Genomic DNA, 19,677 nt, shown 5'->3' with positions numbered 1-19,677 from the left:
ACCTCGGCCGCAACGACGCGGCCTCGTCAGGGAGGTTTCAAAAGTGAACACGCTCATGCGTCGTGTGGCCGTATCCGTCGCGATCTCGGCGCTCGCCGTCTCCGCCGCGGCCTGTGGCAAGGCCGGCGACGACGACAACGCCGGTGACAGCAGCAGCCCCGGCACCGGCGGCAAGTCGATCGGCCTGCTCCTGCCCGACAACGTCACCGCGCGGTACGAGAAGTTCGACAAGCCGTACTTCGAGGCCAAGGTCAAGGAGCTGTGCAGCGACTGCACCGTCTCCTACGCCAACGCCGCGGCCGACCCGGCCAAGCAGGCTCAGCAGATGAGCAGCATGGTCACCAAGGGCGTCAAGGTCATCGTGGTCTCCGCCCAGGACTCCGCGGCCATCAAGTCCTCCATCGCCTCCGCGGTGAGCAAGGGCGTCAAGGTCGTCGCGTACGACCGTCTGGCCCAGGGCCCGGTCTCCGCGTACGTCTCCTTCGACAACGAGAAGGTCGGCGAGCTCCAGGGTCAGGCCCTGCTCGACGCCCTCGGCTCCAAGGCGACCCCCAAGGCGAACGTCGTCATGATCAACGGTGACGACGCCGACCCGAACGCCGCGCAGTTCAAGGCGGGCGCGCACAAGATCCTCGACGGCAAGGTGAAGATCGCCTACGAGCAGTCGGGTCTGTGGAAGGACACCGTCGCCGCGCAGAAGATGTCCGCCGCCATCACCCAGCTGGGCGCCAAGAACATCGCGGGCGTCTACGCCGCCAACGACGGCATGGCCGGTGGTATCGCCAACACCCTCAAGGGCGCGGGCATCAGCAACATCCCGCTGACCGGCCAGGACGCCGAGCTCGCGGCCATCCAGCGGATCGTCGCCGGCACCCAGTCCGCCACGGTCTACAAGGCCTACAAGCCCGAGGCCGACACCGCCGCCGAGCTCGCGGTCAACCTCCTGCAGGGCAAGGACATCAAGTCCCTGGCCGACACCGAGGTCACCAGCGGCTCCGGCGACAAGGTCCAGGCGAAGCTGCTGACCCCGGTCTCGGTGACCGTGAAGAACATCAAGGACACGGTCGTCAAGGACGGTCTCTACACCGTCGCCGACATCTGCACCGCGGACTACGCCGCCGCGTGCAAGAAGGCCGGCCTCGAGTAAGACGGCCTGAGCCCTCGGGGCGCGTCTCTCACGGGACCCGCCCCGACGGCAGGCACACAGAGCCTGTCCGGTGCCCGCACCGCCTTCATACCCCGCCGCGGGGCGGGCACCGGACGGAAGCATGGCGGACGCAGCCGTTGCCAAGAGGCATCGGCCGCGCGCATGTTCGACTTGTAAATCAGTGCTTATGGCGCAACTCGTCCGACGAGTGCTGAAAGCACAATCCTCCGCGCCTTACCCCAAGCGCGGCATCCCCGCCGGTCAGGCGGCGAAGGAGATGGTTCACGTGTCCGCTACGCCCGTGCTGGCGTTGCGCGGAGTCTCCAAGCGATTCGGTGCGGTGCAGGCCCTCACCGATGTCGAACTGGAGGTCCACGCCGGAGAAGTGGTCGCCCTGGTCGGCGACAACGGCGCCGGAAAGTCCACGCTGGTCAAGACGATCGCCGGTGTCCACCCCATCGATGAGGGCGTCATCGAGTGGGACGGCAGCCCGGTCAGCATCAACAGGCCGCACGACGCCCAGGGACTCGGCGTCGCGACGGTCTACCAGGACCTCGCCCTGTGCGACAACCTCGACGTGGTCGGCAACCTCTACCTCGGACGCGAGCTGCTGCACCGCGGCGTCATCGACGAGGTCACGATGGAGAAGAACTCACGCGAACTGCTGAACACGCTCTCCATCCGCATCCCGAGCGTCCGTATCCCGATCGCCAGCCTCTCCGGCGGTCAGCGTCAGGTCGTCGCCATCGCGCGCGCCCTGATCGGCGATCCCAAGGTCGTCATCCTCGACGAGCCCACCGCCGCTCTCGGCGTCGAGCAGACCGCACAGGTCCTCGACCTGGTCGAGCGGCTGCGCGAGCGCAACCTCGGCGTCATCCTCATCAGCCACAACATGGCCGACGTGAAGGCGGTCGCCGACACCGTCGCCGTGCTGCGGCTGGGCAGGAACAACGGCTCCTTCTCGGTGAAGGACACCAGTCAGGAAGAAATCATCTCCGCGATCACGGGTGCCACGGACAACGCCGTGACCCGTCGTGCGGGGCGTCGCAGCACGGAGGCCGCGAAGTGAGCGACACATCGAAGGTTTCCAAGGCGGAGACGGAGGGCCAGGCCGCGCAGACGACGGTCGCGCCCGCCGACGACCCCACCGCGGCCCCGGTCGACGTGGTCGACCCCCGGCTGCTGGTCCGCGAAGAGGGCTTCAAGGGCTACTGGACCGAGTTCACCCGCAAGGTCAGGGGCGGTGAGCTGGGCTCCCTGCCGGTCGTGATCGGTCTGATCGTCATCTGGACGATCTTCCAGTTCCAGAACGACCGCTTCCTGAGCGCCGACAACCTGTCGAACATCAGCTACTACCTCTCGGCCACCGGCATGCTCGCCATCGGCCTGGTGTTCGTCCTGCTGCTCGGCGAGATCGACCTGTCGGTCGGTTCGGTCAGCGGTCTGGCGTCCACCATCTTCGCCGTGTTCGTGGTGGAACACGGCATGAACGTCTGGCTGGCGCTGATCCTGGCGATCATCACCGGTCTCGCCATCGGCGCGCTGCACGGCTGGTTCTTCGCGAAGATCGGTGTTCCGGCGTTCGTCGTCACCCTGGCCGGCTTCCTCGGCTGGAACGGTCTGATGCTGTGGCTGCTGGGCTCCAGCGGCACCATCAACATCCCGTCCGACTCGGGCCCGGTCCACCTGCTCAGCCAGAGCTCCTTCTTCATGGACCAGGCCATCATCGGCGCCTACCTGCTTGCCGGTCTCGCCGTCGTGCTCACCCTCGTCGGCAACTTCGGCGAGCAGCGCCGCCGCAAGGCCGCGGGTGTTCCCTTCCGGCCGACCAGCGAGATCGTGCTGCGCGTCGGTGTGCTCGCGGTGGCGTCCTTCCTGACGGCGGCCGTGCTGAACGACGCCGCCGGTGTCACCAACTCCCTGGTGATCTTCCTCGCCGCGCTGGTGGTCGTGGACTTCGTGCTGCGTCGTACGACGTACGGCCGCAAGGTCTTCGCGGTCGGCGGCGGCATCGAGGCTGCCCGCCGTGCCGGTATCAACGTCCCGATGATCCGGATCACCGTGTTCGCCATCTCCGGCGGCTTCGCGGCCGTCGGCGGTATGTTCTTCGCCGGTCAGACCGCCAGCGCCACGCTGAGCGCGGGCGGCGGCAACACGCTGATGCTCGCCATCGCGGCGGCCGTCATCGGTGGTACGTCCCTGTTCGGTGGACGCGGCTCGGTGTGGTCGGCACTGCTCGGCATGCTGGTGATCCAGTCCATCCAGACGGGTCTGGACCTGCTGAACATGAACCAGTCGATCCAGTACATGATCACCGGTGGTGTTCTGCTGGGCGCGGTCGTCATCGACTCGGTGTCGCGCAAGTCTCAGAAGGCCGCGGGCCGCGGATAAGCGCTGCTCGCCCCAGGCAGGTCGCCCGGCACCCCGCAAGGTGCCGGGCGACTCGCATGTCGTAGAACATTAGACTCGACCCGCCCGGCAAAGCTCGATCAGCTCTACAGCAAGGAGGCACGGGTGCCGCTGCTGACCCGTATCAGGGGACCGCGTGATCTGGACCGGCTCAGCCTCGAGGAGCTGGACCAGCTGGCGGAGGAGATCCGCAGCTTCCTCGTCGGCGCCGTCTCCAAGACCGGCGGCCATCTGGGACCCAACCTCGGTGTGGTCGAGCTGACCATCGCGCTGCACCGGGTCTTCGACTCGCCCAAGGACCGGGTGCTCTTCGACACCGGTCACCAGTCCTATGTGCACAAGCTGCTCACCGGGCGCCACGACTTCTCGAGGCTGCGCTCCAAGGGCGGCCTGTCCGGCTACCCCTCGCGCGCCGAGTCCGAGCACGACGTCATCGAGAACAGCCACGCCTCCACGGTCCTCGGCTGGGCCGACGGACTGGCCAAGGCCAACCAGGTGCTCAAACGCGACGACCACGTCGTCGCCGTCATCGGTGACGGTGCCCTGACCGGCGGTATGGCCTGGGAGGCGCTGAACAACATCGCCGACGCCAAGGACCGGCCGCTCGTCATCGTCGTCAACGACAACGAGCGCTCCTACGCGCCGACCATCGGCGGCCTCGCCAACCACCTCGCGACCCTGCGCACCACCGACGGCTACGAGCGCTTCCTGGCCCGCGGCAAGGACCTCCTGGAGCGCACCCCGGTCGTCGGCCGCCCGCTCTACGAGACCCTGCACGGCGCCAAGAAGGGCCTCAAGGACTTCATCGCGCCCCAGGGCATGTTCGAGGACCTGGGCCTTAAGTACGTCGGCCCCATCGACGGCCACGACATCGAGGCGCTGGAGTCGGCGCTGGCCCGCGCCAAGCGGTTCGGCGGCCCGGTGATCGTGCACTGCCTCACCGAGAAGGGCCGCGGCTACGAGCCCGCCGAGCAGGACGAGGCCGACCGCTTCCACGGCATCGGCCCGATCCACCCCGACACCGGCCTGCCCATCAAGGCCTCCGCCGCCAGCTGGACCTCCGTCTTCGGCGACGAGATGGTCAAGCTGGGCCGGGAGCGCGCGGACATCGTCGCCATCACCGCGGCCATGCTCCAGCCGGTGGGCCTCAAGAAGTTCGCGGACACCTTCCCGGACCGGATCTACGACGTCGGCATCGCCGAGCAGCACGCCGCCGTCTCCGCGGCGGGCCTCGCGACCGGCGGGCTGCACCCCGTCTTCGCCGTCTACGCCACCTTCCTCAACCGCGCCTTCGACCAGGTGCTCATGGACGTCGCCCTGCACAAGTGCGGGGTGACCTTCGTGCTCGACCGGGCCGGCGTCACCGGCGACGACGGGGCCTCGCACAACGGCATGTGGGACATGTCGATGCTCCAGGTCGTCCCCACGCTCCGGCTCGCCGCCCCGCGCGACGCCGAGCAGCTGCGTGCCCAGCTCCGCGAGGCCGTCCAGGTCAAGGACGCGCCGACCGTGCTGCGTTACTCCAAGGGCGTCGTCGGCCCCGCCGTACCCGCCGTGGGCACCGTCGGCTCCATGGACGTCCTGCGCGAGCCGGGGACCGACACGCCCGACGTGCTCCTCGTCTCCGTCGGTGCCCTCGCCCCCATGTGCCTGGAGATCGCCTCGCTCCTCGACAAGCAGGGCATCTCCACCACCGTCGTCGACCCGCGCTGGGTCAAGCCGGTGGACGAGGCCATGGCCCCCCTCGCGGAACGGCACCGCGTGGTCGTCACCGTCGAGGACAACTCCCGTGTCGGCGGCGTCGGTTCGGCGATCGCGCAGGCCCTGCGGGACGCGGGCGTCGACCTTCCGTTGCGCGACTTCGGCATCCCGCCGCGCTTCCTCGACCACGCCTCGCGCGCCGAGATCATGGCGGAGATCGGGCTGACCGCGCCCGACATCGCCCGCCAGGTCACCGGCCTGGTCTCCAAGCTGGACGGCCGGTACGACAGCGCCCCGGCCGAGGTGGAGCCCGCCCGCGACTGACGAGGGCTCGCCCGAACGGGCCGGTCACACCACTCTTGACAGTGGTGTGACCGGCCCATTCGCGTGAATCGGCCCGCGCCGGGGCATACGACCTACGCCCCCTCTCGATCATGTCGAGGACGACACAGCGTGGGAGGTACCCGTGAGCAGCACCCTCTTCCGGACGAAGAAGGTCGAACAGTCCATCCTCGATACCGAGGAGCCAGAGCACGCGCTCAAGAAATCCTTGTCCGCGCTGGATCTGACCGTCTTCGGCGTCGGCGTCATCATCGGCACCGGCATCTTCGTCCTGACCGGCACCGTCGCCAAGAACAACGCAGGTCCTGCGGTCGCCCTGGCCTTCGTGGTCGCGGGCGTCGTCTGCGCGCTCGCCGCGCTCTGCTACGCCGAGTTCGCCTCCACCGTGCCGGTGGCGGGATCGGCGTACACCTTCTCCTACGCCTCCCTCGGCGAACTGCCCGCCTGGATCATCGGCTGGGACCTCGTCCTGGAGTTCGCGCTCGGCACCGCGGTGGTCGCCGTCGGCTGGTCCGGCTACATCGCCTCGCTGCTCGACAACGCGGGCATCCATCTGCCGGAGGCGCTCAGCGGGCGGGACGGAGCCGACGGCTTCGGCTTCGACATCCTCGCCGCCCTGCTGGTCCTGGTGCTCACCGGCATCCTGGTGCTCGGCACCAAGCTCTCCGCGCGCGTGACCTCGATCGTCGTCGCCATCAAGGTGACGGTCGTCCTGACCGTGATCGTCGCCGGTGCCTTCTTCATCAAGGGCGACAACTACGACCCGTTCATCCCGAAGGCGCAGGAGGTCCCGGCCGGGGACAGCCTCCAGTCGCCGCTGATCCAGCTGATGTTCGGCTGGGCCCCGTCCAACTTCGGTGTGATGGGCGTCTTCACGGCCGCCTCGGTCGTCTTCTTCGCCTTCATCGGCTTCGACGTGGTCGCCACGGCGGCGGAGGAGACGCGCAACCCGCAGCGGGACATGCCCCGCGGCATCCTCGGCTCGCTCCTCATCTGCACGACCCTCTACGTCGCCGTGTCGATCGTCGTGACCGGAATGCAGAAGTACACCGACCTGTCCGTCACGGCCCCGCTGGCGGACGCCTTCAAGGCCACCGGGCACCCCTGGTTCGCGGGCTTCATCAGCTTCGGCGCCGCCGTCGGCCTGACGACGGTCTGCATGATCCTGCTCCTCGGGCAGACCCGGGTCTTCTTCGCGATGAGCCGTGACGGACTGCTGCCCACGTTCTTCTCCCACGTCCACCCGAAGTTCCGGACCCCGCACCGCCCGACCATCCTGCTGGGCGTGGTCATCGCGGTCGTCGCCGGCTTCACGCCCCTCAGCGAGCTCGCCGAACTGGTCAACATCGGCACGCTGTTCGCGTTCGTGGTGGTCGCGATCGGTGTGATCATCCTGCGCAGGTCCCGCCCCGACCTGCCCCGCGCCTTCCGTACGCCGTGGGTGCCGGTCATCCCGATCCTGTCGGTCCTGGCTTCCCTCTGGCTGATGCTCAACCTGCCGGCGGAGACGTGGTTGCGGTTCGCGATCTGGATGGCGATCGGGTTCGCGGTGTACTTCCTCTACGGCCGCACCCACAGCCGCCTGAACCAGCGGACCGAGACGGAGTAACTCCCGGCTCGTATGTCGGCTGCGGTGCATTGTGGCTGGTCGCGCAGTTCCCGCCCCTGGGTGGGTGCAGTGAGGGTCTGCCTGACTGTACCCACCGCTTTCAGGGGCGCGGGGAACTGCGCGACCGGCCTCCACCGGCCCGCAGCCGAACGACGACGCTCAGGGCCGTACCGTCCGCGGCCCCGCTACCTCCGCCCCCAACTCCGAAACCCGGCGCCGGAGTTCACGATCGGCGGTGACCACCAGCACTGGCCGCCCACCCCCCACCCCCGCCACCAGCTCCACCATGTGATCGTCCCCGCTCCCCGGAGCCGACTCCACCCGAACCCCCGGCACCGACTCCACCCCCCGAGCCGCCCCCTCCACCACCAGCACGATCTCCACCGGACCGTCCCGCCCCGGCACCCCGTCCGCCGCCAGCCGGTCCCGCAGCCGCTCCGCGGCCCCCCGCCGGTCCCGCCACCACCCGTCCGGTACCGACCCGACGACATTCGCGGCATCCACGACGACCAGCAGCACGTCACTCATGCCCCCAGCGTGCCACGCCCGGCCCACCCGAACGCGGCGCAGACCGCCCGATTAGAGTGGTCCCGTGTCAATGGTCCGTACAGTGAACGGCAACTGGCTCATCCGCGCCCGCGACGGCCGACTCGGCGTCTACACCACCCGCGACGACGCGGTGTGGTGCCGGGCAGAGCGCCGCCCCGGCGGCGACACCTGGCTGCCCTGGCGCAAGGTCGGCGGAGGCCAACGCCTGCACGCCGGGCTCGCCGTGGGCCGGGGCCCCGACGGCTACGCGCACCTCGTCTCCTGGCGCCCCACCAAGGCCGAGGAGGCGAGCCTGGTGCACTCCACCCACTTCCGCGTCCACCTCGCCGCCCTCGACTGGATCCCGGTCGGCCACCCCGACAAGGCCGGTGCGCGCACCGGTGTGCCCGCTGTGGCCGTCGACGCGGAGGGCCGGGCACATGTCTTCGTCGGCAACCGGAGCAACAGCGTGCGTGCCCTCGTACAGAAGGAGCGCGGCGGCTGGAACGCCTGGTCCGACCTCAAGGGCACCGACGTCCACGAACAACTGGTCGCCGTGACTGGGGAGTCGGGCCGGATCGAGGTGTACGGCACCGGACCCGACGGCATCCTGCGGTGGCTCCAGGAGGAGGCGGGTGCCGCTCCCGTACCGGCCGACCCGCTGCCGGTGCGCGTCGAGCCGGGCACACTCGGCGCGCTGCCCACCTCCAAAGAGCACACCACGCTCTTCTTCGCGGACCCGGAGGGCATGTTCTACGCCTGGCGCCCGGACACCGAGCCCACCCCACTGCTCGCCGCGGCCGGGCCCGGCCCGCCGGCCCTGCTCCGCTGCACTCTGGAGGGCCACGACTGCACGCTGCTCGCGCAGCGCTCGGCCTCCGGGCGGGTCGCCTTCGCAGCCTGTCCCACCGAGCAGGAGTCGGCGGGCATGTGGTGGACGGAGTCGGGGCCGCAGCTCCCCGTGGACACGGCGGTGGCGCTCGCCGAGGACGCCGACGGCCGTGTCGTCGCCGCGACGGTGACCCCCGACGGGGACCTGCGGGTCGCCCGGCAGAAGGACGAGCCGGGGCTGGCGCTGGCGGCCTGGCAGGAGGTCTGAGCGGGTTTCGGCGTAGGGCAGCCACGATGGCACTGACCCCGGAACAGCTGGTCGCCGAGTTCCCGGACGCCGTCATGGAGCTGTACTCCGTCGCCCGCGAGCGCATCGCGCGCCTGGAGGCCGAGAACGCCGACCTCACGGCCCGGCCGGCCTGAATGCGAAGAGGGCCTCCGCCGCAGCGGAGGCCCTCTTCACGGTCGTACGAGAAGCGCTTACGCCGGGACCGACGCCACGCCCGGAGCCAGGAACTTCTTGCCGTTCACGCGCTCCGAGACACCCTCGCGGTCCAGGTACGGCGTGATGCCGCCCAGGTGGAAGGGCCAGCCGGCGCCCGTGATCAGGCAGAGGTCGATGTCCTGCGCCTCGGCGACGACACCCTCGTCGAGCATGAGCCCGATCTCCTGGGCGACGGCGTCGAGGACACGGTCACGGACCTGCTCCTCGGACAGGACGACATCGCCCTGCTTGAGGAGCGCGGCGACCTCGGGGTCCAGCTCCGGCTTGCCGGAGTCGTAGACGTAGAAGCCGCGCTTGCCCGCCTTGACGACCGCCGCGAGGTTCGGGGAGACCGTGAAGCGGTCCGGGAAGGCCCGGTTGAGGGTCTCCGAGACGTGCAGACCGATCGCGGGACCGACCAGCTCCAGGAGGACGAGCGGGGACATCGGCAGGCCGAGCGGCTCCACCGCCTTCTCCGCCACGGCGACCGGGGTGCCCTCGTCGATGATGTTCTGGATCTCGCCCATGAAGCGGGTGAGGATGCGGTTCACGACGAACGCCGGGGCGTCCTTGACCAGCACCGCGGTCTTCTTCAGCTTCTTGGCCACGGCGAAGGCGGTCGCCAGCGAGGCGTCGTCGGTCTGCTCGCCGCGGACGATCTCCAGGAGCGGGAGGATCGCGACCGGGTTGAAGAAGTGGAAGCCGACGACCCGCTCGGGGTTCTTGAGCTTCGACGCCATCTCCGAGACGGACAGGGAGGAGGTGTTGGTGGCGAGGATCGCGTGCGCCGGGGCGACCGCCTCGACCTCCGCGAACACCTGCTGCTTGACGCCGATCTCCTCGAACACGGCCTCGATGATGAAGTCCGCGTCGGAGAAGCCCTCCGCCTTGTCCAGCACACCGGTGACCAGGGCCTTCAGGCGGTTGGCCTTGTCCTGGTTGATACGGCCCTTGCCGAGCAGCTTCTCGATCTCGGCGTGGACGTAGCCCACACCCTTGTCGACGCGCTCCTGGTCGATGTCGGTCAGCACGACCGGCACCTCCAGGCGGCGCAGGAAGAGCAGCGCGAGCTGGGAGGCCATCAGACCGGCGCCGACGACACCGACCTTGGTGACCGGGCGGGCCAGGTTCTTGTCCGGGGCCCCCGCGGGACGCTTGCCGCGCTTCTGCACCAGGTTGAACGCGTAGATGCCGGAGCGCAGTTCGCCACCCATGATCAGGTCGGCGAGGGCCTGGTCCTCGGCGTCGTAGCCCTGCTGGAGGTCGCCGTTCTTGGCGGCCTCGATGATGTCCAGGGCGCGGTAGGCGGCCGGAGCGGCCCCGTGCACCTTGGAGTCCGCGATGAAACGGCCCTTGGCGACGGCCTGGTCCCAGGCCTCACCGCGGTCGATCACCGGGCGGTCGACGACGATCTCGCCCTTGAGGACGGACGCCGTCCACAGCAGGGACTGCTCCAGGAAGTCCGCGCCCTCGAACAGGGCGTCGGCGATGCCCAGTTCGTAGACCTGGGCACCCTTGAGCTGCTTGTTCTGGTTGAGGGAGCTCTCGATGATGACCGAGACGGCCTTCTCGGCGCCGATCAGGTTCGGCAGCAGGGTGCAGCCGCCCCAGCCGGGGACCAGACCGAGGAAGACCTCGGGGAGCGAGAAGGCGGGCAGGGCCGCGGACACCGTGCGGTAGGTGCAGTGCAGACCGACCTCGACGCCACCGCCCATGGCCGCGCCGTTGTAGTACGCGAAGGTCGGCACCGCGATGCCCGCGAGGCGCTTGAAGACCTCGTGGCCGCCCTTGCCGATGGCCAGCGCGTCCTTGTGCTCCTTGAGGAGCTCGACGCCCTTGAGGTCGGCGCCGACGGCGAAGATGAACGGCTTGCCGGTGATGCCGACACCGACGATCTCGCCGGCCGAGGCCTCCTTCTCGACCTGGTCGATGGCGGTGTTCAGGTTCGCCAGCGAGGCCGGGCCGAAGGTGGTCGGCTTGGTGTGGTCGAAGCCGTTGTCCAGCGTGATGAGCGCGAAGCGTCCGGCGTTGAACGGCAGGTCCAGGTGGCGTACGTGCGCCTGGGTGACTACCTCGTCCGGGAACAGCTCGGCCGCACCCTTCAAGAGCTCAGTGGTGCTCACTTGCTGCCTCCGGCGTCCTTGTGGTTCGGGTTCTCCCAGATGACCGTCGCGCCCATGCCGAAGCCGACGCACATGGTGGTCACGCCGTAGCGGACCTCGGGCTGCTCCTCGAACTGGCGGGCCAGCTGCGTCATCAGCCGGACGCCGGAGGAGGCCAGCGGGTGGCCGTACGCGATGGCGCCGCCGTACTGGTTGACGCGCGCGTCGTCGTCCGCGATGCCGTAGTGCTCCAGGAAGGCCAGGACCTGGACCGCGAAGGCCTCGTTGATCTCGAACAGGCCGATGTCGGAGATCGACAGACCCGCCTGCGCGAGGGCCTTCTCGGTGGCCGGGATCGGGCCGTAGCCCATGACCTCGGGCTCGACACCCGCGAAGGAGTACGAGACCAGGCGCATCTTGACCGGGAGGTCGTTCTCGCGGGCGAAGTCCTCGGAGGCGATGAGGGAGGCGGTGGCGCCGTCGTTCAGACCGGCCGCGTTACCGGCGGTGACCCGGCCGTGGACGCGGAACGGCGTCTTCAGCCCGGACAGGTTCTCCAGGGTGGTGCCCGGACGCATCGGCTCGTCGGCGGTCACGAGGCCCCAGCCGGTCTCACCGGCCTCGGGGTTGGTGCGGCGCACCGAGATCGGCACCAGGTCGGCCTGGATCTTGCCGTTGGCGTACGCCTTGGCGGCCTTCTCCTGGGAGCGCACGGCGTACTCGTCGGCGCGCTGCTTGGTGATCGTCGGGTACCGGTCGTGCAGGTTCTCGGCGGTCATGCCCATGAACAGGGCGGACTCGTCGACCAGCTTCTCGCTCACGAACCGCGGGTTCGGGTCCACGCCCTCGCCCATGGGGTGACGGCCCATGTGCTCGACACCACCGGCGATGGCGATGTCGTAGGCACCGAAGGCGACCGAACCGGCGACCGTGGTCACGGCGGTCAGCGCGCCCGCGCACATGCGGTCGATGGAGTAACCGGGTACGGACTGCGGCAGACCGGCCAGGATTCCGGCGGTACGGCCGATGGTGAGCCCCTGGTCACCGATCTGCGTGGTCGCGGCGATGGCGACCTCGTCGATCTTCTTGGGGTCGAGACCCGGGTTGCGGCGCAGCAGCTCCCGGATCGCCTTCACGACGAGGTCGTCGGCACGGGTCTCGTGGTAGATGCCCTTCGGGCCCGCCTTGCCGAACGGGGTGCGGACGCCGTCGACGAAGACGACGTCCCTGACGGTACGAGGCACGATGGCTCTCCTCCAGATGCGGGATCTGCACTGCTGCGATGCGCTGAGCGCGCGCTCAGGACCCATGCTACTTATGGGTAACGTGACTGCACACCCCTGGAGGCCGGAGCGGCGAAGGTCACATCGCGGGAGGCGCCGTGGAGCCCCTCGGCGTCAGAACCGGAGTGGGCACTGGATGCGATCCCGGCCCTTCCCCGGTGATCACTCCGAACAGCGTCCGAGCCGCGTCCGCGCCGAATCCGTGCACGTCATGGCTCATCGCGGACAGCGTGGGGTGGGTGAGCCGGCACAGCTGGGAGTCGTCCCAGGCGAGCAGTGAGACGTCACGCGGAACGTCCAGTCCCATCTCCGCGGCGACCGACAGTCCGGCGACCGCCATGATGTCGTTGTCGTAGACGATAGCGGTCGGCCGGTCCGGCGGCGTGGCGGTCAGCAGGGACCGGGTGGCCCGCGCGCCGGCCTCCCCCGAGTAGTCGGTGGTGACCTGCCAGGCCCCCGCCAGCTCCAACGCCCTCGCGGCCTCGTCGAACGCCGCCGTCCGTGTCGACGTGTGCGCCAGCGCCGCCGCACCCCCCACCCGGGCGATCCGCCGATGCCCCAGCGCCGCCAGATACCGCACGGCCTCCGTCACGGCGGTCGCGTCATCGGTCCACACGGACGTGAGGCCGCCGGTGAACGACGGATCCCCTACGGCCACCACCGGCATCCCCAGCCGCTCGGCCGCCGCGACACGCGGATCGTCCGCCCGGAAGTCGACCAGGATCGACCCCCCGACCTGCCGCCCACGCCACCACGACTCCTGAATCCCGACCTCCTCCTCCACGTTCCGCACCAGCCGCAGCAGCAGCGAGCAGTTCCGCTCGATCAGCACGCTCTCCACGCCCGACACGAACTCCATGTAGAAGGGCTCCAGGCCCAGCAGTCGCGCCGGCCGACAGATCGCGAGCCCTACGACGTCCACCCGCGACCCGGCCAGTGTCCGCGCCGTGAGGTTCGGTGCCCAGCCGAGCTCCCGCGCGGCCAGGAAGATCCGGTCCCTGGTGGCCTCCGACAGCCCCGGCTTGTGGTTGAAGGCCAGCGACACGGCCCCCTTGGACACCCCGGCACGCGCGGCGACGTCCTTGATGGTGACGCGCGAGGCCGGCTGGGCTGTCATCGGCTGGGCTCCAGGCAGTACAGGGCGGACCGGGCGGTATCCGCGTCAGGAGTCTCCCAGCCGCTCACCCCGATGGTCACCCGCTCCCCGGGCAACAGCGTGACCAGCCCCCGGTCCGCCCGCGCCGCCGGATCCAGCCGGTCGGCCTGCAACAGCAGATCCCGTACGAGGGTGCGGGCCGTCACGGTCACGGCACCTGGCGCCACGGAGACGTCGAACTCGGGGCGGGCGTAGGGGATTTCACGGTCGGGCGAGGGAAAGTACAGGGCCCGCGCACCGTCAGGCGCCGGGCTCGCCTCCGCGGCCGCGTGGACTCCGGCGCCCGCGTCGTGGCTTGCGCACGCATCCGCGCCGGCTTCTGTGTCCGGGCGCTGGTCTGCGTTTGCGCCTGCTGCCGCGTTGGTTTCCGTGCCGCCGTCGTGGCCTGCGCCCGCTTGCGCACCTGTGCCGGTTTCCGCATCCGGGCGCTGGTCTGCGCGTGCAGCCGCAGCCATACCGGCTCCCGCGCCCTGGCTCGCGCACGCGCCTGCTTGCGGGGCTCGGCCCGCCCCCGCTTCCGCGTCCGTGCCGGCTTCTGTGTCCGGGCGCTGGTCTGCGCGTGCAGCCGCAGCCATACCGACTCCCGCGCCCGCGCCCTGGCTCGCGCACGCGCCTGCTTCCGGGGCTCGGCCCGCCTCCGCTTCCGCGTCCGTGCCCCAGCTGCCGCTCGCCCCCGCAGCCGCTCCCCGGTCCGCACCGCCGCTGCCACCCGCATCCGCCACCAGAAACTCCTTCGGCCCCACCGGCACCAGCTCCGGCGGTACCGTCACATCGGCGACCGTCCTTCGGTCCGCGCGGAAGTCCACCTCGGCCTCGTCGAGCACCCCGCCGTCCACTGACATCCGCCGCAGCCGCAGCACCCCCGCCCACGGCTCGCCCGCTTGGTTGACGACCGCCAACACCAGCTCCTGCCCCCGCACCTGGACCGTCAGCAACCGATCCGCGTACAGCCGCCGCAGCTCGTGATACAGCGGCTTCTCCCGCCCGTCCCCGTCCACCGCCGCCCAACTCGTCACCGGCCAGCAGTCGTTGAGCTGCCACACCACCGTCCCCGCGCACACCGGCCAGTGCGACCGCCAGTGCTCGATACCGGCAGCCACCGCCCGCGCCTGGTTGACCTGCATCAGGTAGTGCCAGCGGTCGAAGTCCCCCTCAGGGAAGGCGAAATGCCGCTCAAGACCCCGCCGCAGCTTGCCGTTCCCGTCGTCGGCCTTCTGGTGGTGCAGCACACCGGGGGAGTCCGCCGCGAGCACCTCCCCGGGCAGCGCGCGCGCCAGCGTGGCGTGGGCGGGCGGTGCCTGCCAGCCGAACTCGGCCACGAACCGCGGCACTTCACTCCGGTACTCGGCGTAGTCGAGACGGTTCCACACCTCCCACGAGTGGTGCGTCCCGTGCGCCGGATCGTTCGGGTGGTGGTCCCACGACCCGGACCAGGGACTCCCCGCCGTGTACGGCCGCGTGGGGTCCAACTCGGCCACCACCCGCGGCAGTACACCCAGGTAGTACCCCTCCCCCCAGGAGTCCCCGGCGAGCCGCTCCTCCCAGCCCCAGTCCCTGAACCCCCACAGGTTCTCGTTGTTGCCGTTCCACAGCACGAGCGAGGGATGCGGCATCAGCCGTACGACGTTCTCCCGGGCCTCCGCCTCCACCTCGCCCCGCAGCGGCTGCTCCTCCGGATAGGCCGCGCAGGCGAACGGGAAGTCCTGCCAGACCAGCAGCCCCAGTTCGTCGCAGGCGTCGTAGAAGTCCTCGCTCTCGTAGATCCCGCCGCCCCAGACCCGCACCAGGTCCACCCCGGCGCCGGCGGCCTGCGCGAGCCGCTCCCGGTACCGCTCACGGGTGATCCGGGACGGGAACACGTCGTCCGGGATCCAGTTCACGCCGCGCGCGAACAGCCGTTCGCCGTTCAGGACGAACGTGAACCCCGTGCCGTGCTCATCGGCCGACCGGTCCAGCTCGACGGTCCGAAAACCCACCCGGCGCCGCCACCCGTCCAGCGGCCGGTCCTCGTGCAGCAGCGTCAACTCAACGTCGTACAGCGGCTGTTCACCGTAACCGCGCGGCCACCACAGCCGTACGTCCGGCACCTCCAGGCGTACGACCGCCGAGGTCCCGTCGACCGCGGCACGCGCCCGCACCCCACCCACCGAGGCCTCCACGGTCAGTGGCGCCTCGACTCTGGAGCGCTCCACGTCGACCGCCAACTCCACGACACCCAGGCCCTGTTCGACGCTCACCAGCGGCCGCACCCGGGCGATCCGGGCCGTCGACCACCGTTCCAGCCGCACCGGCCGCCAGATCCCGGCCGTCACCAGCGTGGGCCCCCAGTCCCAGCCGAACGAGCAGGCCATCTTGCGGAGGTACTGGAAGGGCTCGGCATACGTGGCGGGCCGCTCGCCCAGCTTCCCGCGCACCGCCTCGGCCTCTGCGTAGGCGGAGACGAACCGCACGCTCAGCCGTCCGGCCATACCGGTCACGTCGAAGCGGTACGAGCGGTGCATGTTCCTTGTCCGGCCCAGGAGTCGGCCGTCCAGCAGGATCTCGGCCACCGTGTCCAGACCGTCGAAGACGAGGTCGGTCTGCTCATGCCCGTTCACCGGAGGGAGGTCGGTCTCGTAGGTCCACTCCCGCCGCCCCACCCACGCCACCTCGGTCTCGCCCAGCCCGAGAAAGGGGTCCGGGATCACCCCGGCGGCCAGCAGATCGGTGTGCACACAGCCCGGCACGACAGCCGGCAGCGCCTCTCCCTCGTGCCGCAGGATCCAGCCCTCGGTGAGCGGTGTGGCCTGAAGCATGTACGCACTCCCTAAACCGGTAAAGTCCAGTGGTCCGAAAGCTTTTCGGCATCGTTGGCGAGATAGGGACTTTACCGGTTAAGAAAACGTTGTCAGAGTACCGAACCAGCCAACCCGCTCGTGCTCGTCCGTCCCGTGAACGGAGCTGATGCACATGAACCGCCGTACAGTCCTGTCCTTGGCCGTGGTCGCGAGTGCCGCCCTGCTGCTCCCCGGCTGCACCGGTACCGGAGGATCCTCAAAGGGCGCCGACGCCAAGGCACCTGACGACCCGTCGAAGGTCACCGGGACCATCAAGGTCCTCACCGTCCGCACCGACCTCGTGCAGGACGGCACGCTGAAGAAGTACGCCGCCGAGTTCAACAAGACGTACCCGAAGGTGAAGGTCGAGTTCGAAGGGCTCACGAACTACGAGACCGAGGTCAAGATCCGGATGAACACCGAGAACTACGGTGACGTCCTGCTGATCCCCGCGGTCATCAAGAAGGCCGACTACCCGCGGTTCTTCGCCTCCCTGGGCACCGAGGCCGAGCGCAGCGAGAAGTACCGCTTCACCGACTACACCACCGTCGACGGCAAGGTCTACGGCCAGAGCCCGGTCGGTGTGGCCCCCGGGTTCGTCTACAACAAGCGGATCTGGAAGGAGGCCGGGGTCACCGAATGGCCCACCACCCCGGCCGAGTTCATCGAGGACCTCAAGGCCATCAAGGCCAAGACCGACGCGATCCCGTACTACACCAACTTCGCGGCCGGCTGGACGCTCACCTCGTGGACGTACGTCGACGGCGCGGTCCACTGCGACCCGCAGGCCACCAGCAAGCTCGCCCAGGACGACCCGTGGGCCAAGGGCGCCGACCTGCGCGTCGGCGACACCCTGCTGTACGACATCGTGAAGGCCGGCCTGATCGAGAAGGACCCGACGACCAGCAACTGGGAGGAGTCCAAGCCCCGCACCGCCAAGGGCGAGATCGCCACCCAGTGGCTCGGCACCTGGGCGATCGTGCAGTTCAAGGACGCCGCCAAGAAGGCCGGTGTGAACCCGGACGACATCGGTTTCATGCCGTTCCCGTCCCAGACGGACGGCAAGTTCTGCGCGACCGTCGCCCCGGACTACAACCAGGCCGTCAACGTCCACTCCAAGTACAAGGAAGCCGCCCGCGCCTGGATCGACTGGTTCACGGACAAGTCCGGCTACGTCGAGGACAACCTGGCCATCTCCCCGCTCAAGGACGCGGCCCTGCCCGAGGTGATGAAGCCGTACGAGGAGCAGGGGGTGAAGCTCATCGAGGTCGACGACGCACAGGGCGCCCGGGTCAAGCAGCTCGACAGCGACTCGGAGGTCGGCATCTATGCCCCCGAGTACCGTCAGAACCTCGTCGACCTCGCCCGCGGAGCCCGCAAGGGCAGCCTCGACGACTTCCTCTCCGACCTCAGCAAGCGCTGGACGGACGCCCAGAAGAACCTGGGGTCCTGATGACGGACACGACTCACAAGGCGGCCGTGGAGGTGATCCCGGCCGCCCCCGTCCCGGCGCCCGCCCCGCGCCGGACCCGTGCCTGGCGGGGCGTCACCCCCTGGCTGTTCCTGATCGCCCCGCTCGCCCTGCTGATCACCTTCACCTACGCGCCGATCCTCAACATGGTCGCCTACAGCTTCACCGACTGGGACGGCGTGAGCCCCGAACTGCACTACACGGGCGCCGAGAACTACCAGGAGGTCTTCACCCGGCCGGACCTCTTCGAGGTCTTCTGGGTCAGTGGCTACTACCTCGCCGCATCCGCGGTCCAGATCGCCCTGGCCCTCTACTTCGCGACGATCCTGAGCTTCAACGTCCGCTTCCGGAACTTCTTCAAGGGCGTGCTCTTCTTCCCGTACCTGATCAACGGGGTCGCGATCGGCTTCGTGTTCCTCTACTTCTTCCAGGACGGCGGCACCCTCGACTCCGTGCTGAGCCTGTTCGGCGTGCACACCGACCACGCCTGGCTCGGCACCCCGGTCTCCGCGAACACCTCACTGGCCGGCGTCTCCGTCTGGCGTTACCTGGGCCTGAACTTCGTCCTCTTCCTGGGCGCGATCCAGTCGATCCCGGGGGAGCTCTACGAAGCCGCGGAGCTGGACGGCGCGAACCGCTGGCACCAGTCCCGCTACATCATCGCGCCGGGCATCAAGCCGGTGCTGACCCTGACGGTGATCCTCTCGATCTCCGGCTCGCTCTCGGTCTTCGAGATCCCGTACATCATGACCGGCGGCGCCACCGGCACCGAGACCTTCGTGATCCAGACGGTCAACCTGGCCTTCCGCTTCAACAAGACGGGCCTTGCCTCGGCGGCCGCCATCGTCCTCCTGCTGATCATCCTGCTGGTGACCTGGGTTCAGCGACGCCTGGTCCCCGACGACAAGGTGGACCTCGTATGACCCGCCGCAAGATCGTCCGCGCCCTGGTCTATCTCTCGCTGATCGCCGCGACCCTGGTGGTCCTGCTCCCGCTCGTCGTCGTCCTCCTGACCTCCCTCAAGTCGGAGAAGGAGATGGCCAACACCAGCGGGGCCCTCGAACTCCCGCACGACCTGCTGAACTTCCACAACTACGTGACGGCGTTCCAGGACGGCGAGATGCTCTCCGCCTTCACCAACACGGCGATCATCCTGCTGGTCTCGATCGGCGGCACGGTCCTCATCGGCTCGATGACGGCCTACGCCATCGACCGCTTCACCTTCCGCTTCAAGAAGCTGGTGGTCGTGCTCTTCCTGACGGCCGCCCTGGTTCCCGGCGTCACGACTCAGGTGGCCACGTTCCAGATCGTCAACAGCTTCGGCATGTTCGACACCCTCTGGGCGCCGATCGCCCTGTACATGGGCACGGACATCGTCTCGATCTACATCTTCCTGCAGTTCGTCCGCTCGATCCCGATCTCCCTGGACGAATCGGCCCGCCTGGACGGCGCCAACGCCTTCACGATCTACCGCAAGATCATCTTCCCGCTGCTGAAGCCGGCCATAGCGACGGTGGTCATCGTCAAGGGCATCACCGTCTACAACGACTTCTACATCCCCTTCCTCTACATGCCCTCGGAAGATCTTGGCGTGATATCGACGTCGCTGTTCCGCTTCAGAGGCCCCTACGCAGCCCACTGGGAGGTGATTTCGGCAGGAGCGGTCCTGGTGATCCTGCCGACGCTGATCGTCTTTCTGAGCCTGCAGAGGTTCATCTACAACGGTTTCATGCGAGGAGCGACGAGGTGAGGTTCTTTTAGGGGCGCGGGGAACTGCGCGACAAGCCACGACGAACCC

At 69.1% G+C, this 19,677-nt stretch carries 15 protein-coding genes; 10 read left to right on the top strand and 5 right to left on the bottom strand.

The genetic code is table 11. The annotated features are described in order from the left end of the window. Positions 1–55 precede the first annotated feature (55 nt). The 5 genes from AB0D34_RS06750 (at position 56) to AB0D34_RS06730 (ending at position 7,208) form a co-directional block, all read left to right on the top strand. Entirely contained in the window at positions 56–1,147 is a 1,092-nt protein-coding gene (locus AB0D34_RS06750) for a substrate-binding domain-containing protein (RefSeq protein ID WP_362657845.1), read from the top strand. 277 nt (positions 1,148–1,424) lie between these two features. Continuing rightward, positions 1,425–2,216: an ATP-binding cassette domain-containing protein gene (locus AB0D34_RS06745; RefSeq protein WP_362657510.1), complete on the top strand. Its 792-nt coding sequence runs from the start codon at positions 1,425–1,427 to the stop codon at positions 2,214–2,216. Next, on the top strand, positions 2,213–3,538 hold the full coding sequence (locus AB0D34_RS06740) for a sugar ABC transporter permease (RefSeq protein ID WP_362657508.1): 1,326 nt from the start codon (positions 2,213–2,215) through the stop codon (positions 3,536–3,538). Before AB0D34_RS06745 ends, AB0D34_RS06740 begins: the two co-directional genes overlap by 4 nt. A 123-nt stretch (positions 3,539–3,661) precedes the next feature. After that, positions 3,662–5,581, top strand: a complete 1,920-nt coding sequence (dxs, locus tag AB0D34_RS06735; protein ID WP_362657505.1) for a 1-deoxy-D-xylulose-5-phosphate synthase — start codon at positions 3,662–3,664, stop codon at positions 5,579–5,581. A gap of 142 nt (positions 5,582–5,723) precedes the next feature. Next, positions 5,724–7,208 carry an amino acid permease gene (locus AB0D34_RS06730; protein ID WP_362657502.1) on the top strand — a complete coding sequence of 495 codons (1,485 nt, stop codon included), beginning with the start codon at positions 5,724–5,726 and terminating at the stop codon, positions 7,206–7,208. Between the two features lie 159 nt (positions 7,209–7,367). Here AB0D34_RS06730 and AB0D34_RS06725 read toward each other — a convergent pair whose 3' ends face one another. Next, positions 7,368–7,736 carry an NTP pyrophosphohydrolase gene (locus tag AB0D34_RS06725; protein WP_362657499.1) on the bottom strand — a complete coding sequence of 123 codons (369 nt, stop codon included), beginning with the start codon at positions 7,734–7,736 and terminating at the stop codon, positions 7,368–7,370. Between the two features lie 70 nt (positions 7,737–7,806). Here AB0D34_RS06725 and AB0D34_RS06720 point away from each other — a divergent pair, with 70 nt between their 5' ends. Beyond that, a complete protein-coding gene (locus AB0D34_RS06720) occupies positions 7,807–8,835 on the top strand; it encodes a hypothetical protein (RefSeq protein WP_362657842.1) in 1,029 nt (342 codons plus the stop codon). A 26-nt stretch (positions 8,836–8,861) separates the two neighbouring features. Then, entirely contained in the window at positions 8,862–8,990 is a 129-nt protein-coding gene (locus tag AB0D34_RS06715; RefSeq protein WP_362657496.1) for a hypothetical protein, read from the top strand. A gap of 57 nt (positions 8,991–9,047) precedes the next feature. Here the strand turns inward: AB0D34_RS06715 and AB0D34_RS06710 are convergent, their stop codons facing one another. The 4 genes from AB0D34_RS06710 to AB0D34_RS06695 all read right to left on the bottom strand — a co-directional run bounded on the left by AB0D34_RS06710 (position 9,048) and on the right by AB0D34_RS06695 (position 16,387). After that, complete coding sequence (locus AB0D34_RS06710; RefSeq protein WP_362657493.1) at positions 9,048–11,174, bottom strand: 3-hydroxyacyl-CoA dehydrogenase NAD-binding domain-containing protein; 2,127 nt, start codon at positions 11,172–11,174, stop codon at positions 9,048–9,050. After that, positions 11,171–12,397, bottom strand: coding sequence for an acetyl-CoA C-acyltransferase (locus AB0D34_RS06705; protein ID WP_362657490.1), 1,227 nt, complete (start codon positions 12,395–12,397; stop codon positions 11,171–11,173). Before AB0D34_RS06705 ends, AB0D34_RS06710 begins: the two co-directional genes overlap by 4 nt. A gap of 118 nt (positions 12,398–12,515) precedes the next feature. Beyond that, positions 12,516–13,553 (bottom strand): LacI family DNA-binding transcriptional regulator, encoded by a 1,038-nt coding sequence (locus tag AB0D34_RS06700; protein WP_362657487.1) that lies wholly within the window; start codon positions 13,551–13,553, stop codon positions 12,516–12,518. Next, complete coding sequence (locus tag AB0D34_RS06695; RefSeq protein WP_362657484.1) at positions 13,550–16,387, bottom strand: glycoside hydrolase family 2 protein; 2,838 nt, start codon at positions 16,385–16,387, stop codon at positions 13,550–13,552. The genes AB0D34_RS06700 and AB0D34_RS06695 overlap by 4 nt, the downstream gene beginning before the upstream one ends. 154 nt (positions 16,388–16,541) lie before the next feature. Between AB0D34_RS06695 and AB0D34_RS06690 the strand changes: the two genes are divergently transcribed. The 3 genes from AB0D34_RS06690 to AB0D34_RS06680 are packed head-to-tail and all read left to right on the top strand — an operon-like array spanning position 16,542 to position 19,629. After that, positions 16,542–17,861, top strand: a complete 1,320-nt coding sequence (locus AB0D34_RS06690; RefSeq protein ID WP_362657481.1) for an ABC transporter substrate-binding protein — start codon at positions 16,542–16,544, stop codon at positions 17,859–17,861. After that, a complete protein-coding gene (locus AB0D34_RS06685; protein ID WP_362657478.1) occupies positions 17,861–18,802 on the top strand; it encodes a sugar ABC transporter permease in 942 nt (313 codons plus the stop codon). Before AB0D34_RS06690 ends, AB0D34_RS06685 begins: the two co-directional genes overlap by 1 nt. Next, positions 18,799–19,629, top strand: a complete 831-nt coding sequence (locus AB0D34_RS06680) for a carbohydrate ABC transporter permease (RefSeq protein ID WP_362657475.1) — start codon at positions 18,799–18,801, stop codon at positions 19,627–19,629. Before AB0D34_RS06685 ends, AB0D34_RS06680 begins: the two co-directional genes overlap by 4 nt. The last annotated feature ends 48 nt before the right edge of the window (positions 19,630–19,677 follow it).

Source organism: Streptomyces sp. NPDC048420, assembly GCF_040651535.1.
Classification (GTDB): domain Bacteria; phylum Actinomycetota; class Actinomycetes; order Streptomycetales; family Streptomycetaceae; genus Streptomyces.
This window is presented reverse-complemented; position numbering and strand designations above follow the sequence as displayed.

Coding starts and splice junctions, on each gene's coding strand:
- AB0D34_RS06750 (WP_362657845.1), top strand. CDS start 56: ATGCGTCGTGTGGCCGTATCCGTCGCGATCTCGGCGCTCGCCGTCTCC.
- AB0D34_RS06745 (WP_362657510.1), top strand. CDS start 1,425: ATGGTTCACGTGTCCGCTACGCCCGTGCTGGCGTTGCGCGGAGTCTCC.
- AB0D34_RS06725 (WP_362657499.1), bottom strand. CDS start 7,736: ATGAGTGACGTGCTGCTGGTCGTCGTGGATGCCGCGAATGTCGTCGGG.
- AB0D34_RS06720 (WP_362657842.1), top strand. CDS start 7,807: ATGGTCCGTACAGTGAACGGCAACTGGCTCATCCGCGCCCGCGACGGC.
- AB0D34_RS06715 (WP_362657496.1), top strand. CDS start 8,862: ATGGCACTGACCCCGGAACAGCTGGTCGCCGAGTTCCCGGACGCCGTC.
- AB0D34_RS06700 (WP_362657487.1), bottom strand. CDS start 13,553: ATGACAGCCCAGCCGGCCTCGCGCGTCACCATCAAGGACGTCGCCGCG.
- AB0D34_RS06695 (WP_362657484.1), bottom strand. CDS start 16,387: ATGCTTCAGGCCACACCGCTCACCGAGGGCTGGATCCTGCGGCACGAG.
- AB0D34_RS06690 (WP_362657481.1), top strand. CDS start 16,542: ATGAACCGCCGTACAGTCCTGTCCTTGGCCGTGGTCGCGAGTGCCGCC.
- AB0D34_RS06685 (WP_362657478.1), top strand. CDS start 17,861: ATGACGGACACGACTCACAAGGCGGCCGTGGAGGTGATCCCGGCCGCC.
- AB0D34_RS06680 (WP_362657475.1), top strand. CDS start 18,799: ATGACCCGCCGCAAGATCGTCCGCGCCCTGGTCTATCTCTCGCTGATC.